At 60.3% G+C, this 15,520-nt stretch carries 11 protein-coding genes; 5 read left to right on the top strand and 6 right to left on the bottom strand.

Annotation, left to right across the window (positions count from 1 at the left end; translation table 11 throughout):
• Positions 1-3 precede the first annotated feature (3 nt).
• From CO655_RS15835 to CO655_RS33425, 5 genes are all read right to left on the bottom strand, one after another.
• On the bottom strand, positions 4-1,194 hold the full coding sequence (locus CO655_RS15835; protein WP_097665415.1) for an MFS transporter: 1,191 nt from the start codon (positions 1,192-1,194) through the stop codon (positions 4-6).
• Between the two features lie 187 nt (positions 1,195-1,381).
• Positions 1,382-2,650 (bottom strand): GGDEF domain-containing protein, encoded by a 1,269-nt coding sequence (locus tag CO655_RS15830; protein ID WP_097665414.1) that lies wholly within the window; start codon positions 2,648-2,650, stop codon positions 1,382-1,384.
• A gap of 244 nt (positions 2,651-2,894) precedes the next feature.
• A complete protein-coding gene (locus tag CO655_RS15825; RefSeq protein ID WP_097606997.1) occupies positions 2,895-3,218 on the bottom strand; it encodes an HlyU family transcriptional regulator in 324 nt (107 codons plus the stop codon).
• A gap of 37 nt (positions 3,219-3,255) precedes the next feature.
• Positions 3,256-4,506, bottom strand: a complete 1,251-nt coding sequence (ilvA, locus tag CO655_RS15820) for a threonine ammonia-lyase (RefSeq protein ID WP_097606996.1) — start codon at positions 4,504-4,506, stop codon at positions 3,256-3,258.
• Positions 4,493-4,738 (bottom strand): hypothetical protein, encoded by a 246-nt coding sequence (locus CO655_RS33425; RefSeq protein ID WP_141514328.1) that lies wholly within the window; start codon positions 4,736-4,738, stop codon positions 4,493-4,495. Before CO655_RS33425 ends, ilvA begins: the two co-directional genes overlap by 14 nt.
• On the opposite strand from CO655_RS33425, the gene CO655_RS15815 reads away from it, so the two are divergent.
• Positions 4,725-5,099: a VanZ family protein gene (locus CO655_RS15815; protein ID WP_097665412.1), complete on the top strand. Its 375-nt coding sequence runs from the start codon at positions 4,725-4,727 to the stop codon at positions 5,097-5,099. The two genes, CO655_RS33425 and CO655_RS15815, sit on opposite strands and share 14 nt — an antisense overlap.
• A gap of 1,003 nt (positions 5,100-6,102) precedes the next feature.
• Here the strand turns inward: CO655_RS15815 and CO655_RS15810 are convergent.
• Positions 6,103-8,097: a glycosyltransferase family 39 protein gene (locus CO655_RS15810; protein WP_097665503.1), complete on the bottom strand. Its 1,995-nt coding sequence runs from the start codon at positions 8,095-8,097 to the stop codon at positions 6,103-6,105.
• A gap of 471 nt (positions 8,098-8,568) precedes the next feature.
• Here CO655_RS15810 and CO655_RS15805 point away from each other — a divergent pair, with 471 nt between their 5' ends.
• The 4 genes from CO655_RS15805 to CO655_RS15790 all read left to right on the top strand — a co-directional run bounded on the left by CO655_RS15805 (position 8,569) and on the right by CO655_RS15790 (position 15,439).
• Positions 8,569-9,345, top strand: coding sequence for a competence/damage-inducible protein A (locus CO655_RS15805; RefSeq protein WP_097665411.1), 777 nt, complete (start codon positions 8,569-8,571; stop codon positions 9,343-9,345).
• A gap of 105 nt (positions 9,346-9,450) precedes the next feature.
• Entirely contained in the window at positions 9,451-10,293 is an 843-nt protein-coding gene (locus CO655_RS15800) for a universal stress protein (RefSeq protein WP_097665410.1), read from the top strand.
• 200 nt (positions 10,294-10,493) lie between these two features.
• Positions 10,494-10,988, top strand: a complete 495-nt coding sequence (gene gpt, locus CO655_RS15795) for a xanthine phosphoribosyltransferase (protein ID WP_097665408.1) — start codon at positions 10,494-10,496, stop codon at positions 10,986-10,988.
• Positions 10,989-11,623: 635 nt separating this feature from the next.
• Positions 11,624-15,439, top strand: a complete 3,816-nt coding sequence (locus CO655_RS15790; protein ID WP_097665407.1) for a vitamin B12-dependent ribonucleotide reductase — start codon at positions 11,624-11,626, stop codon at positions 15,437-15,439.
• The last annotated feature ends 81 nt before the right edge of the window (positions 15,440-15,520 follow it).

Raw genomic sequence — 15,520 nt, 5'->3', positions numbered from 1 at the left:
CGCTTAGCCATTCCTGACGCGGCGGGTAATACGAAACAGGACGATTGCCAAATTGGCGACGGCAAGCAACAGCAGGACATAGAGCATCGTCTGGATGCCCGAGGAGACGATCAGGTTGCCGGCGATCAGCGGAAAGCCGAAAACGCCGATGAAATAGGACAGCGAGAACAAGAGCAGCGATTGCGGCATAAGGCCCGCGGGCGCCTCGTTTGCCGCCAGGCCGTTGATGACGGAATAGGTCAGCCCATAGCCCAGGCCCAGCATCGCCGCGGCGCCGAGATAGGCCAGCTGACTGGATGTCACCACCAGGAACAGCAGGATGGAGACCAGCGTCAGGCTGGTCAGCACCAGAAGCGAATAGAATGGATCCTTCTTGACCACATATCCCGCCACGAACAGCCGGCTCAGGATGGCGGCGGACATGAAGCCGATGAAGAACAGCGAATAGTCAAAACCATGCGCTTTGGCGTAGCTTGTCTGAAAGCTGGACAGCCCGCCGAAGATCGCGCCGCCGATGCCGACCATGACGATGGAATAGATCGCCCGCGAACCGATCACCTGACGGGCCGCGGCAAAGGAGATCTTGTTGACATGCGGGAGAATTTTGCCGGCATAGGTCAGCCGCAGATGCAGCAGGAAATACAGCGCGCCGCCGGCGAGACTGGACAGGAACGCAAAGGCGAAGGCCGTCTCGATCGGCAAGGACCAGCCGGTGGCAATGCGGCCGATGATCGGTCCGGCGCCGATGCCCGACATCATCGATCCCGAAAGCAGAGCAAAGAATCTGATCCGATGCTCCGGCTCGGTGATCGCGGCGACCAGGATGGGGCCGAGCGCATAAAACGTGCCCCAGCCGATGCCGAGGACGAAACCGACGGCCATCAGGCTGAGCCCGGCTGCCGGGACCGTGGCAAATCCCAGCGCGGAGGCGGCAAGAAAGAGCCCGGAAACCGCCACCGCCCGCGCAGAGCCGATGGCATCGGCGATATGGCCGGAGAGGATCACCAGAACGACGGTGCTGACGGTCGCGGCCGAGATGATCAGGCCGGCAAGCGCCTCGTTGCCGCCGCGCTCTCCGACCAGCACCGGGATCAGAAAGGTCACGCCATAGGCGATCGAAAGAAGAAACCCGCCGATGCACAAAACGGCAAATTCGCCGCCATCAACCTTCGTTCGCACCGCTATATCGCTCATGTCTCCACGCCCCTCGCATGCGAAATGTCGAGGCAATGGAGATCACGTTTGCATTATGCCAACAAGCCGTTTTTATTGTTCTTATAAGCTATTGAAAATAAACACATGTGAAGACAGTTGTTTGGGTTTGAGCAACACCTCAAACACCGGCGCCAGACCTATCGTGTTGATCGGGAGATCGGCCGGCTTAGCCGAGTTTCACCACGCCGGAGCGGCCGACGACGCAGTTGCGGCCGCTCTTCTTTGCCGCGTAAAGCCGGCCGTCGGCAGCCGACAGCACCGTGGTGAAACTGGTGCCGTCCTCGTCGGCGGTCGCAACGCCGATACTGACGGTGACCGGATTGTCATCCGGCGTCTTGACGCTGGTGGCGATCGTCCAGCGCAGACGCTCGGCAAGCAGCAGTCCTTCCTCATGGTTCGTGCCGGGGCAGACAGCGACGAACTCCTCGCCGCCGAAGCGGAAGATGCGGTCACTGGAGCGCAGCGTTGTGCCGAGCCGGGCGGCGATCGACTTCAGCACCACGTCACCCTGGAGATGACCGTAACCATCATTGACGTCCTTGAAGTGATCGGCGTCGATAATGAGAACGGTCGCAGACAGCCCCTGCCGCAGCGCCTCGCGCAACATCAGCGGCGCCTCCAGCTCCATGCGCGTGCGGTCATAGACGCCGGTCAGCATGTCGCGGCCGGTGCGCTCCAGAAGATCGTTGTAGCGCTCGCGGAACGTCAGATCGCCGAAGACGTCGCTGATGGAGCGCGCGGCGGCATCGGCGCCGAGGCGGCGGATACGATATTCATAGATCGCAAACATCGCCCCATAGAGGCAGACGGAAAGCATCTTCGCCTTCCAGCCGCCCCAGAATACGGCGACCGGCACATCGAGGAAATAGTGCAGCGCGGCGAAGAAGCCGATCTGGTCGAAAGTCAGCAGCACGAAGCCGGAGATCATGAAACGCAGCACGACACGCCTGCGGAAGAAATCGCCGAGTTTTTCGTAGAGCAGGATGATACCGAGCGCATCGACATAGAGCAGCGCCGTGCCCCAGATCATCAGCCAGCCCATCTCCTTGAGAAAATCGACGTCGGGCGCATGGTTTGACGATAGTTGCAGCGGCTGGTGCAGTTGCAGCACCCAGGCGATGCCGACGGTGAGCAGGTTGCCGAGGAACAGGCCGTAGATCGGCTGGCGCACCGTCGCGGCATCCTCCCAGAGATACAGCATCAGGATCATCATCAGCTTGCCGGAGAAGAAGACGGATGAACCCGGCGACACATCCCCGAACGGCAGCGAGACGTAAAAGACCGCCGCCAGATAGGTCTCCATGAAATGCATGACGCCGAGCGCCGTCAGGAAGACCCCGAGACCGAGCCGATGGCGGAAGTGCAGAAGCGTCACCATCAGCACGAAATAGGCGACGGCTTCGACGACGAAGAGAACGAGGTTGAGCGTCTCCATTACGACACCTCGGCTGCAGGCCGGCGCCGCCGCGCGGATGCGGCGATCGCGGCTGCCGATCCTTTGATCGATTGTCCGAAAAAGTCAAACACGAGGGCGTCCTGCAAATCCTGCAGGCCGTAGCTTTCACTGCAATCCTTTAAGATTGCGTGAGCGCATTCTCATATTTGGGATGACGGCTCAAGTCACACGATTGAAAAGCAAGGAACTTCTGTCCGACACCCCAGTCGGAACGATCGCGGCTTCAGACCTGGCGAAGCTTCTCGCCGTCGCCGAAGAGCGACGGACCATGCTGGTCGATGATCTGGTGCGCCTTGCGCACTGTGCACTCGATCGCGTCGTCGGAGGACGAGAAAAGATCGGCGCGGATGAAATTGCGCACCAGCACCTCGTCGCCGACCTTCTTTTCGATACGGCCGGCCAGACGGTATTGGCTGCCTTCCTTGCGCGGCTCCGCAAAGATCGTGCAATCGCCGTAAAGCTGCGGCTCGCCGGCGGGGCCTGCCGCCTCCGAAGCAGCCTTGCCGCCGGAGAACATCGAAAAGAGATTTGAAAGGAACGAAGCCATGATCCGTCTCTAACACGGCGGTATCGCGCTCGCCAAGTCAAATGATCAGACTGGCGAGGATCTCGTTTTCGGTTATATCCTCGTAACCCATGCCGGCAGCTTCGAAATTTTCGATCAGCCTAGCGAAATTCTCCGGCGCCTTGGTTTCGATGCCGATCAGGATCGAGCCGAAATTGCGCGCCGATTTCTTCAGATATTCGAAGCGGGCGATATCGTCGTCGGGGCCGAGCAGATTGAGGAAATCCCTGAGCGCGCCGGGGCGCTGGGCCAGCCTGAGGATAAAGTATTTCTTCAGCCCTGCGTAACGCATGGCTCTTTCCTTTACGTCAGGCAGGCGCTCGAAATCGAAATTGCCGCCGGAGACGACCGCAACGATGGTCTTGCCGCGGATCGCCTCAGCGTCCATCGCGGCGATCGCCGTCAGCGACAGGGCGCCAGCCGGCTCCAGCACGACGCCCTCGACATTCAGCATCTCCTGAATGGTGACGCAGACGGCGTTCTCGGGCATCAGCTGCACTTGGCTCGCCGGAAAATCGCGAAGCGCGGCGAAATTCAGATCGCCGATGCGGGCGACGGCTGCGCCGTCGACGAAGTTGTCGACCTTGGCAAGCGTCGTCACCTGGCCCGCCTCGATGCTGCGCCTGAGGCTCGGCGCACCGGCCGGCTCGGCAAAGACAAAGGCCGATTTCGGCACGATGCCGTCGAGATAACCGGTAATGCCGGCGGCAAGCCCGCCGCCGCCGACCGGCAGCACGACCATGTCAGGCACCGCTCCATCAGGCAGCTGCTGCAGGATTTCGGCGGCGACGGTCGCCTGCCCCTCGATGATATCGGCGTGGTCGAAGGGCGGCACCATGACGCCGCCGATCGCCTCGACATGGTCACGCGCGGCCTGGTAGCACTGGTCGAAGAAATCGCCGAACAGTCGGATGGTGATGAATTCGGCGCCGAACATGCGCGTCTTGTCGATCTTCTGCTGCGGTGTCGTCACCGGCATGAAGACGACGCCCGGCACGCCGAAATGGCGGCAGACATAGGCGAAGCCCTGAGCGTGATTGCCGGCCGAGGCGCAGACGAAGGTCTTGCCTGAAGCACCCTGCCCGATCGCCTTGCGGAAGAAATTGAAGGCGCCGCGGATCTTGTAGGAGCGCACCGGCGACAGATCCTCGCGCTTCAGCCAGATATCGGCGCCGTAGCGGGCGGAGAGATGGTCATTGAGCTGCAGTGGCGTCGCCGGGAAAAGGCTGCGCATTGCCGCTTCGGCGCTTTCGACTTCAAGTCTTGTCACGGGCGTGGTCCATTCCTAAAGAGTAGCCGCCGCCGCTATGGCACAGGCCGGCCGGCAAAAGAAAGCCGGCTCCCGCCATTTCCGGTTCGCTGACCGAGCCGCTCATCTCCTGATGCCGGTTCCGGCCTCGGGAAGCGTTTCTTAAGCCAATCGCAAAATCGGCGGCAGATGAACTGATTTTAACTGTCAATGCAAAGGCCTGCCACTTATATGGAGCGATGATGATCGTCAAATTCGCAAGACCGCTCGCCTGGCTGCTGCTCGCCTTGATCCTCTTTCTCACGGTTTCGCCGATCGGGCTGAGACCGCATACGGTCACGAGCGTCGATACGGATCGTGGCGGCGCCTATGTTCTCCTCGGCCTCGCCTTCGCGCTCGCCTATCCCAGACAGTGGAAACTGGTGGCCGCGCTGCTGATAACGGGGGCGGTCGCCATCGAATATCTGCAATACTTCACGCCGACCCGCCATCCGCGCCTGCATGACGCCGGCGTCAAGGCGATGGGCGCGGCCCTCGGGCTGCTGGCCGGCTGGGTGATCAACTGGTGGCGCGAAACCAGGGCGCCGCGCCCCGTTCCGCTCACAGAACGCTGACGATTAGAGGGAACAGACCACAGGTAAGCCCGAAAATCCAATTCGGAATCTGTGCGGTTCGGAAGTGATAGAGTGTCCTTAGCGCGTCTTCTCCGACGCGCTAAGGACACTCTAGAAATCGGCCACTTGCACCGCCCACAAGAACAGCGGGATTGCGGCCATCGCAGTTCCCAGAACAAGCGCAACACCGGCCTTGAAGATCCGGATGCGCCGAACCTTAGTCCCACTCCAATCGTAAACCATCGCCTTACTCCCAGAAGACAACACTTACTCAACTGTCGCGGCGCAATGCTTGCACCGAAAATGCACTTGTCAAGCGATAACTCGCCTTTATGCACAATATACATGCATGTTCAACGGAATTATGAAGTGATACGGGCGATCAGATCGAACCCGTATGACCGGGGCCGATAGATTGTCGCTGAGACCCCGGCAGACTTGATCGGCGCCAAGGACGACTTGTGATCACATCGTTGGCGCGTCTGCTCGCTTCTCGACGGCGAGCACTGCCGGACACTCGAAGCGACTAGCGTTTGGAGCGCCATCTGCCCGACGCCTGATATCCGACACTCACCTCTCCCGCCGCGGAATCGCATGTCACCCCCTGAATATCGGTTGAGAATGCCGTCTCTCTTTGTTAGCAGGGAGGTCCCACGCGGACGTGGTGGAATCGGTAGACACAAGGGACTTAAAGCAAAATTGAGTGCACGGGCGGAAACGCCTGATGTAGAACTGCTCAAAGTCGGGGAAACCTGTCAGATGGCAATCCCGAGCCAAGCCCCCTCAGGGGAAGGTGTAGAGACTAGACGGGCAGCACCTAAGGCGGAAGCTAGGGTGAAGGTATAGTCCAGACCACAAACGCCGGAAGGCGGCGGCGAAAGCCGTAGCGGTATGAAAATCCCTCGGCCTAGGCTATGCGGGTTCGACCCCCGCCGTCCGCACCATAAACCGATATAGATCAGGCCACCGATCAGACCTATGCAGCTCCGCAGGCCTGTCGGTTTCATTGCGAGGGAAAACCGTTGAACCGGTAGAGTTCCCACCCAAATCCATCTTTCAGCAGCAAAGTCGATTCCGGCAACATTCGCGATATGGTTTTTTCCGCCAACGCAAACTTGGTGGCGCCGATGCGATCAGCCAACAATTCCTGCTTCTCTGTCACCCGGACAAAGTACCGGATGTTATTGCGTTTGATGAAGGCGTCCACATCGTTTTCGGATTGAGGAAATATATAGGGCCGCAGCAACCATCCCTTATCTCTGCCGCCTGTGTAGGCAGCCGCATATAAAGTGCTGCAGGTGTCGAATGGTTGAAATACCGTCCTCAAATCACTCGCCGCGACATAGCGATAAATGATGTAGCCTTCGCGCTGGGCGCCAAGAAAATCATCGAGTTTTTGCCGGCCAATCAGGACATCCATGACTCCCTGCTCCATCCAGCAATAGGGCTGGCCGCTGGGGCGGTATATGAATTTTGCGGCAGGAAGGCAGAAAACCACAAGCGCTGCGACCGTCACTGCGAAGGCAAACAAATGGCCGCTGACGGCCCTGCGTCCTGCCAGCAGACGGACGGACATATCGAACACAAACCCACCCGGCTGAGCGGTTTTGCTCACTGCAATTTTCTCCGCCATCAAGCTCGCGCCGATATAAGCGGTCGAAAAATAAAGCAAATAAGCCGGCGTCGCCCATCGGATATGGTTGAACATGACGACATACCAGATGATGAACATCGCGGCAGTCATTGCAACCAGCACGAATATCCGTCTCGGCGACGCGATGAAGCCGCCGATGATGAGGATGAGTGCGACGATCGCATAGAGCCTGCGATCCAGAAACCAATCATGCATGATGAAGAAAAAGTCGTGCCAGCCCTGGCGGGTTGTCAGATTGGTGACAAAAACCCGGTTTGCCGGATCGAAAGCGCGTCCGAGCTCAAGCGTATAGTCCGCCATCCATTGATCCGAAAGCCCGGGATGTCCGAACATGAAAGGGTAGATGGGGTTGCCGAGCACGATGAGATTCTTGGCGTACCAATAGCCGGCCAGCGACAAAAAGGCGGCAAGGCATGTCACGAAAAGCGGCAATGGCAGCTTTCCGCGGCAGATCGAAGGCAACAGCGCCAGGCCGATCAACCCAACCATTTGAAGTTCGGTGTATTTGCCGCCGACGGCCCCGCCCAGGACGAGAGCACAGGAGACAAGCTCCGAAGGCCGTGAGGTTTCGAGGTACCGCCAAAGATAAAGGACGGCGGCAACCGAAAAACACGATCTTGGAAGGTCCGTGAGAGGAACCGCAGCCCCCGATGTAAAAAAGGGCTGGAAGGCGATCAGGAAGCAGACCAGCAATGATCCGGCGGCCCGCCAGCGGTGCGCGCAGCTTACAAGCAACAACAGGAATGCGAGAAAAATCACCGCGTTCAGCAAGCCTGCCGCGAACCAGTGATCGACGAACAGCAATGTGCTGGCGAAAAGCACATTAAAGAAAAGCGGTATGTTTCCGTAGAAATTGCTGCCTATCTGCGGCGTTACAAATCCGCCATGGGAAACGATGCTTTGCGCGAGCGGAATCTGGAAAGCCCAAACGTCGGCTGATCCCGCCGGGAAAAGAGCGGCAACCGACAATAGGCAAGCCAGGCCGATAAATGCAACGGCGGCCAGGAGGGGAAACGGATTGCCTTTGGCGATTGCCCGCGCACTCGTCATGGCCAAACCGCTCAAGTCGATAAGGATCGTCAGCACGTCATTCCGGCACAGGATCATCAGGATAGCCGCCAGTGGCAGCACGACTTCCGCGCGCAACAGATGAACCGCTCCAAGAGCGGTTGCCAGACCACCGATGAGCGCGAGTCCCGGCAAGATGCCGCTGAGGAGCGGATCCGTCCCGTCACGAACAGAAGGATCAACACCATGGTTCAACCGACGCACAAACGCACGATGAAGGGTCATCCCGAAGAGCAAAATCGCTGCAATAACCAGCCAGGCGGCGAGGACAGTCATGATCGGATGTTGTTCCCTCTCGCCTATGCGGCTTGCCGCTTCATGAGCGGCATCGATCGCCAAGACCGGATAGGGATCGTTTCTCCTGCCGCCGCGGCGCCGCCCGCATAAATGGGAAATTTTCCCATTTGTCAATTATTGACAGTGGGAAATTCTCCCATTTTTTGCCGCGGATGATGGATGGATTTAAGGCCATCGCTTAAACCATTGAATTTATGGGTAAGTGCGAGGTGGATTACGATTCGGGAGAGGCTTCAAAAGCGAGAGCTGTTCGCATCCAGTATCTCCCGCCCGTCCCGGATCATCTTTACTCGCGTAAGAACTGGCGGGGAGGTTCCGCTGCTTGTAGCGGGTGCCGCGTGTCGCAGATGAAAATTCACTTGCGGTCAGCAAAACGTGCGTAACGGTGCCTGTTTGCAAAGCCGCCGAAGGGCGCTACCTATTGACCAGCCTCACATCACGGAACACCCCATGAGCCATGACACCGTCGTCACCGCCGCCATGCTCGCCATCGGCGACGAACTGCTTTCCGGCCGCACCAAGGACAAAAATATCGGGCACCTCGCCGAGCTCCTCACCCTTTCCGGCATCGATCTCAAGGAGGTGCGCATCGTCGCCGACGATGAGGAGGCGATCGTCGAGGCGCTGAACGCGCTTCGCGCTCGATATGACTATGTCTTCACCTCGGGCGGCATCGGGCCGACGCATGACGACATCACCGCCGATGCGATCGCCAAGGCGTTCGGCCTGCCCTGCGAGCATGACGAGGCGGCGATGACGCTGCTGGCCGAGATGTATCGCCGCCGCGAGATGGAATTCACCGAGGCGCGCCAGCGCATGGCGCGCATGCCGCGCGGGGCGGCCCATATCGCCAATCCGGTCTCGACCGCGCCGGGTTTCATCATCGGCAATGTCTATGTCATGGCCGGCGTGCCGCAGGTTTTTCAGGCGATGGTCGACAATGTGCTGCCAACGCTTCGAACCGGCACGCCGGTGCTCTCGCTCGCCATCGCCTGCCCTTATGGCGAAGGCGATATCGGCACGCCGCTTGCCGCCATTCAGAAAGCCCATCCGGACACCAGCATCGGTTCCTATCCCAGATATATCGGCCAGAAATTCTCGACCGAGATCGTCGTGCGCGGCCGCGCACAGGCGGCGATCGATGCGGCCGGCGCCGAGGTGCATGCGATGATCGACGCCATCCGCCGGAAAAAGGAGGTCACTGAGAACCATTCCGCCGAGGCGTGAGGACAGCACGGGAACTGGCCATCCTTGATATCGGTCAAGGAACAGCAGAGAGGACCGGTGCATTCCATCGCTGGCGCCAGCCGTTTCAGCGCAAGGAGAATTGATATGTCTTACAAAACCATTCTCGCCATTCTCGATACGAGAGACAATAGCGCCGCCGTTGCCGATTTCGCCTTTGCCATTGCCGCCGAAAACGGCGCTCATGTGATCGGACTGCACGCCGAAAACATCTCCGCCGTGCCGCTGGTGGCGCCGATGGAAATTCCTGATCCGGTCGCCGTGCAGGCGCTGCAGGACATGGCGCATAGCGAAACGACCGCCGTCGAGGCCATATTCCGCGCCAAGGCGCAGGCCGCCGGCACCTCCTCCGAATGGCGCAGCTTTGCCACATCGACCGGCTACGGCTCCGCACCGCTGATCGACAGCGCGCACAGCGCCGATCTTTTGATTGCGTCACAAGCCGATCCGGCCAACCCATCTGACAGCCATGTCGATCTCGACAGTTTCCTCTTCGAAACCGGCCGGCCGGTGCTGATGATCCCCTATATCATCCGCCAGCCGAAGCCGATCAAACGTGTGCTGATCGCCTGGAACGGCTCGAAGGAGGCGGCGCGCGCAACCTTCGACGCGCTGCCGTTCCTGAAGGCGGCCGAGGAGGTCGAGATCCTTTCGGTCGATCCGGCCGAGATGGCGCCGCAATCATCGATGATCCCAGGCGCCGAGATCGCCGCGACACTGGCCCGCCACGGCGTGAAGACGACGCTTTTGACAGCCCGAAGCGTCGATAAGAACACCTCGCATGTCATCGAGAACCGGCTTTCCGACGACAGCATCGATCTCCTCGTGATGGGCGCCTATACCCATTCCTGGCTCTGGCAGATGATCTTCGGCGGCACGACGAGGACTTTGCTGCAATCGATGACGGCGCTGACGCTGCTGTCGCGTTGATCCGCTTGCCGGAATAGTTGGCCGCTCTTGCGTTTTGCCGGCAAATCCCGCTAATTGCGGCGACCGATGAGGGCTTCGAGCCTCGGCCGATCTCGCGCAGTTCCGGCTCGCGCGATTTCTTGTTTTGCCGATCGCCGCCGCAAGCCCGTCCGGTCGCCGGCAAACGGCGTGTCATCTCTATCATGCCGCGGAGCAGCCCGATGTCCCTTCCCGATAAAGCCTTTCCCGTTTCCTGGGATCAGTTCCACCGCGATGCGCGCGCCCTTGCCTGGCGGCTTGCCGGCCTCGACCAGACGTTCAAGGCGATCGTCTGCATCACCCGCGGCGGCCTCGTTCCGGCCGCGATCATCTCGCGCGAATTGAACATCCGCCTGATCGAAACCGTCTGCGTCGCCTCCTATCATGACTATGCCAACCAGGGTGACATGGTGCTGCTCAAGGGAATTGCGCCCGAGCTTGCGGAAAACGGCGGCGAAGGCGTGCTGGTCGTCGACGATCTCACCGATACAGGCAAGACCGCCGCGCAGGTGCGCACCATGCTGCCCAGGGCGCATTTCGCCTGCGTCTATGCCAAGCCGAAGGGCGTGCCGACCGTCGATACCTTCATCACCGAAGTAAGCCAGGACACCTGGATCTATTTTCCCTGGGATATGGGCTTCACCTATCAGGAGCCGATCGCCAAGGGCGCGCGCTGACCGCCACCTCTCGGAGTGCGCCGGCAGCGTCGCCGGCGCAGTTCGACAGCCCCGATATTTCCGGCGAATCGCCATGCGCATTTGCGCCGGAAATGCCATCACAAGATTTGCCGCAGGACGCTTTTTTGCCGTTTAAGCCTTTTCCTTAGCCGGCAGCGCCTGCAAGCCATTGTAATTTCAGGGCTCCCCGGCTTTCCCCAATCTCCACAGGCGCATCCACAAGATGTTGTGGTTAGCAATCAATTAAGATCCAGCCCTTGACGGAATCACCCGTTTCAAACTTACTGTCCCTGATGTTGCGGCGGCGACAGGACCGGAGGTAACGAGCCCGGTTCCCTATTGAAAATTAGGACGCGGAATCAGGGCGATGTGCCGGGAACGGTGTCAAGCCTGACAGGATCTCTGCGCGATTTTCAGCCTCCAAAAAAAGTGACGTCGGGACTGGCGATAATAAGCTGTTAATACTATATTTAGCGTTTGCAGCCACCATCACCACAAGATACAGGAAGGACATCTCCGGATGACACCCCTGTGACAATACGGAAACGAGACTGGCTGCACGACGACAATGTGCCGCCGGATAGGAATTTTGCGCCCCGGTCGTGGGGACTGGGCGCCAACACGAGGTCAAGACCATGCGCATCGAACGTCGTTTCACGAAGGCCGGCCAAGGCGCCTATGCGGATATCGAATTCCGCAAGGCGACCAGCGAGATCAAGAACCCCGACGGTTCGATCGTGTTCCGCCTCGAGAATATCGACGTTCCCGCGCAGTTCTCCCAGGTCGCGACCGACGTCCTGGCGCAGAAGTATTTCCGCAAGGCCGGCGTCCCCACCCGGCTGAAGAAGGTCGAGGAAAACGACGTTCCTTCCTTCCTGTGGCGCTCCGTTCCCGACGATGCGGCGCTGAAGGCCCTGCCGAAGGATGAGCAGACCGGCTCCGAAATCGATGCGCGCCAGGTCTTCGACCGCCTCGCCGGCACCTGGACCTATTGGGGCTGGAAGGGCGGCTATTTCTCTTCGGAAGAAGATGCTGCCGCCTTCAAGGACGAGCTTGCCTATATGCTCGCCACCCAGCGCGTCGCGCCGAACTCGCCGCAGTGGTTCAACACCGGCCTGCACTGGGCCTACGGCATCGACGGTCCCGGCCAGGGCCATTTCTATGTCGACCCCTTCACCGGCAAGCTGACCAAGTCCAAGTCGGCCTACGAACATCCGCAGCCGCATGCCTGCTTCATCCAGTCGGTCGAAGACGATCTCGTCAACGAAGGCGGCATCATGGATCTCTGGGTGCGTGAAGCGCGCCTGTTCAAATATGGCTCCGGCACCGGTTCCAACTTCTCGATGCTGCGCGGCGAAGGCGAAAAGCTTTCCGGCGGCGGCCGCTCCTCCGGCCTGATGAGCTTCCTGAAGATCGGCGATCGCGCCGCCGGCGCCATCAAGTCGGGCGGCACGACGCGCCGCGCCGCCAAGATGGTGGTCGTCGATATCGACCATCCCGATATCGAGGAATACATCAACTGGAAGGTCAAGGAAGAGCAGAAGGTCGCAGCCCTCGTCACCGGCTCGAAGGTCGTCGCCAAGCATCTGAAAACGATCATGAAGGCCTGCTTCAATTGCGAAGGCGGTGACAACGGCGATTGCTTCGATCCGGCCAAGAACCCTGCCCTGAAGCGCGAAATCCGCGCCGCCAAGAAGGACCAGGTTCCGGAAAATTACGTCCAGCGCGTCATCCAGTTCGCCCGCCAGGGCTACAAGGATCTTCAATTCAAGACCTACGACACGGATTGGGATTCGGAAGCCTATCTCACGGTCTCCGGCCAGAACTCCAACAACTCCGTCTCGATCAAGGACGACTTCCTGCGCGCCGTCGAAAATGACGGCGAATGGAAGCTGACCGCCCGCAAGGACGGCCGAGTGATGAAGACGCTGAAGGCGCGCGACCTCTGGGAAACCATTTCCTACGCCGCCTGGGCCTCGGCCGATCCGGGCATCCACTTCAACACGACGATGAACGACTGGCACACCTCGCCCGCCGGCGGCCCGATCCGCGGCTCGAACCCGTGCTCGGAATACATGTTCCTCGACGACACCGCCTGCAACCTTGCCTCGCTGAACCTTCTTCAGTTCAAGGACAAGGCCACCAAGCGCATCAATATCGCCGACTACGAACACGCCGTTCGCCTGTGGACCGTCGTGCTCGAAGTCTCGGTGATGATGGCGCAGTTCCCATCGAAGCGCATTGCCGAACTCTCCTACGAATACCGCACGCTCGGCCTCGGCTACGCCAATATCGGCGGCCTGCTGATGTCTTCGGGCATTCCCTACGACTCCACTGAGGCCCGCGCCATTGCCGGTTCGCTGACCGCGATCATGACCGGCATCTGCTATGCGACCTCGGCCGAAATGGCTGCCGAACTTGGGCCCTTCCCGAACTTCGCGCCGAACCGCGATAGCATGCTGCGGGTCATCCGCAACCATCGCCGCGCCGCTTACGGCGAAACGTCGGGCTATGAGGCGCTGTCGATCGACCCGGTCGCGCTGATCCATTCGGAAAACCCGGATCAGGATCTTGCCGCCCATGCCAAATCGGCCTGGGACAAGGCGCTCGCGCTCGGCGAACAGCATGGCTACCGCAATGCCCAGGTCTCGGTCATCGCACCCACCGGCACGATCGGCCTCGTCATGGATTGCGACACGACCGGCATCGAGCCCGACTTCGCCCTCGTCAAGTTCAAGAAGCTTGCCGGCGGCGGCTACTTCAAGATCATCAACCGCGCCGTGCCGGAAGCGCTGCGCACGCTCGGTTATTCCGAGAGCCAGATCGCCGAAATCGAGGCCTATGCCGTCGGCCACGGCAACCTGAACCAGGCGCCGGCGATCAACCCGTCGACGCTGAAGGCCAAGGGCTTGACCGACGAGAAGGTGGAAGCCGTCAACGCCGCGCTGAAGAGCGCCTTCGACATCAAGTTCGTCTTCAACCAGTGGACGCTCGGCGCCGACTTCCTGAAGGAGACGCTGAAGGTTTCCGACGAGCAGCTCGCCGACATGAGCTTTAGCCTGCTCGACCATATGGGCTTCTCGAAGAAGGATATCGAAGCGGCCAACATCCATGTCTGCGGCGCGATGACGCTGGAAGGCGCGCCCTTCCTGAAGGCCGAGCACCTGCCCGTTTTCGATTGCGCCAATCCCTGCGGCAAGATCGGCAAGCGCTATCTCTCGGTGGAAAGCCATATCCGCATGATGGCGGCTGCCCAGCCCTTCATCTCCGGCGCGATTTCCAAGACGATCAATATGCCGAACGAGGCGACCGTCGAGGATTGCAAGAACGCCTATCTTCTGTCCTGGAAGCTCGGCCTCAAGGCCAACGCGCTCTATCGCGACGGCTCGAAGCTGTCGCAGCCGCTGAACGCCTCGCTGATCGAGGACGAGGACGACGAGGACGCGCTGGAGGAACTGCTGCAGGCCCCCGTCGCCGCCCAGGCCGTCACCATCACCGAGAAGATCATCGAGCGGGTGATCGAACGCGTCTCGCGCGAACGCGAGAAGCTGCCGAACCGCCGCCAGGGCTATACCCAGAAGGCAGCCGTCGGCGGGCACAAGGTCTATCTCCGCACCGGCGAATTCGGCGACGGCCGCCTCGGCGAGATCTTCATCGACATGCACAAGGAAGGCGCTGCCTTCCGCGCGATGATGAACAATTTCGCCATCGCCATCTCGCTCGGCCTGCAATATGGCGTGCCGCTCGAGGAATATGTCGAGGCCTTCACCTTCACCAAGTTCGAGCCGGCCGGCATGGTCATCGGCAACGACGCGATCAAGAACGCCACCTCGATCCTCGACTACGTCTTCCGCGAGCTTGCCGTCTCCTATCTCGGCCGTCATGACCTCGCCCATGTCGATACGTCGGACTTCTCCAACACCGCACTCGGCAAGGGCATCCAGGAAGGCAAGACCAACCTGCTGTCGACCGGCTGGACCCGCGGCTACAAGCCGACGCTGGTGTCCGGCACCGGCGGCGAGCGCCAGGCGGGCGAACCCAAGGGTGCCGCCACCGCAGCCCCTGCCCGCGCCGCTTCCACCGGCACCGTGACCGCCTTTGCCGGCAGCGCTGCCCGCAAGCTGGAGCCGACGGCGGCCATCTCCACCTCCGAAATCGTCGCCTTCAAGCGCGATTACGAGGAGCGCGCCAAGGAACTGGCCGAGGAGATCGCCGAAGAGGTGATGGACGAAATCACCAGCGACGCCACCGCCCTCTTCTCCGACAAGGCCGCAGCCGATGCGGCCACGGCCAAGACCGAAGCCAAGAAGGTGGAAGCCGAACGCCGCCAGCGCTCGATCATGCAGGGCTATACCGGCAACATGTGCTCGGAGTGCCAGAACTTCACGATGGTGCGGAACGGCACCTGCGAGAAGTGCGATACTTGCGGGGCGACGAGCGGGTGCAGCTGAGAGAGCCTAAGTAGCGCTCATCCGCAATCATCGCGTTTGAACTCTGACAGCCGACCTTGAGTTGAAGGCCGAGAAAGCCGG

It is taken from the genome of Rhizobium sp. M1 (genome assembly GCF_002531805.1).
Taxonomy (GTDB): Bacteria; Pseudomonadota; Alphaproteobacteria; order Rhizobiales; family Rhizobiaceae; genus Rhizobium; species Rhizobium etli_C.
This window is presented reverse-complemented; position numbering and strand designations above follow the sequence as displayed.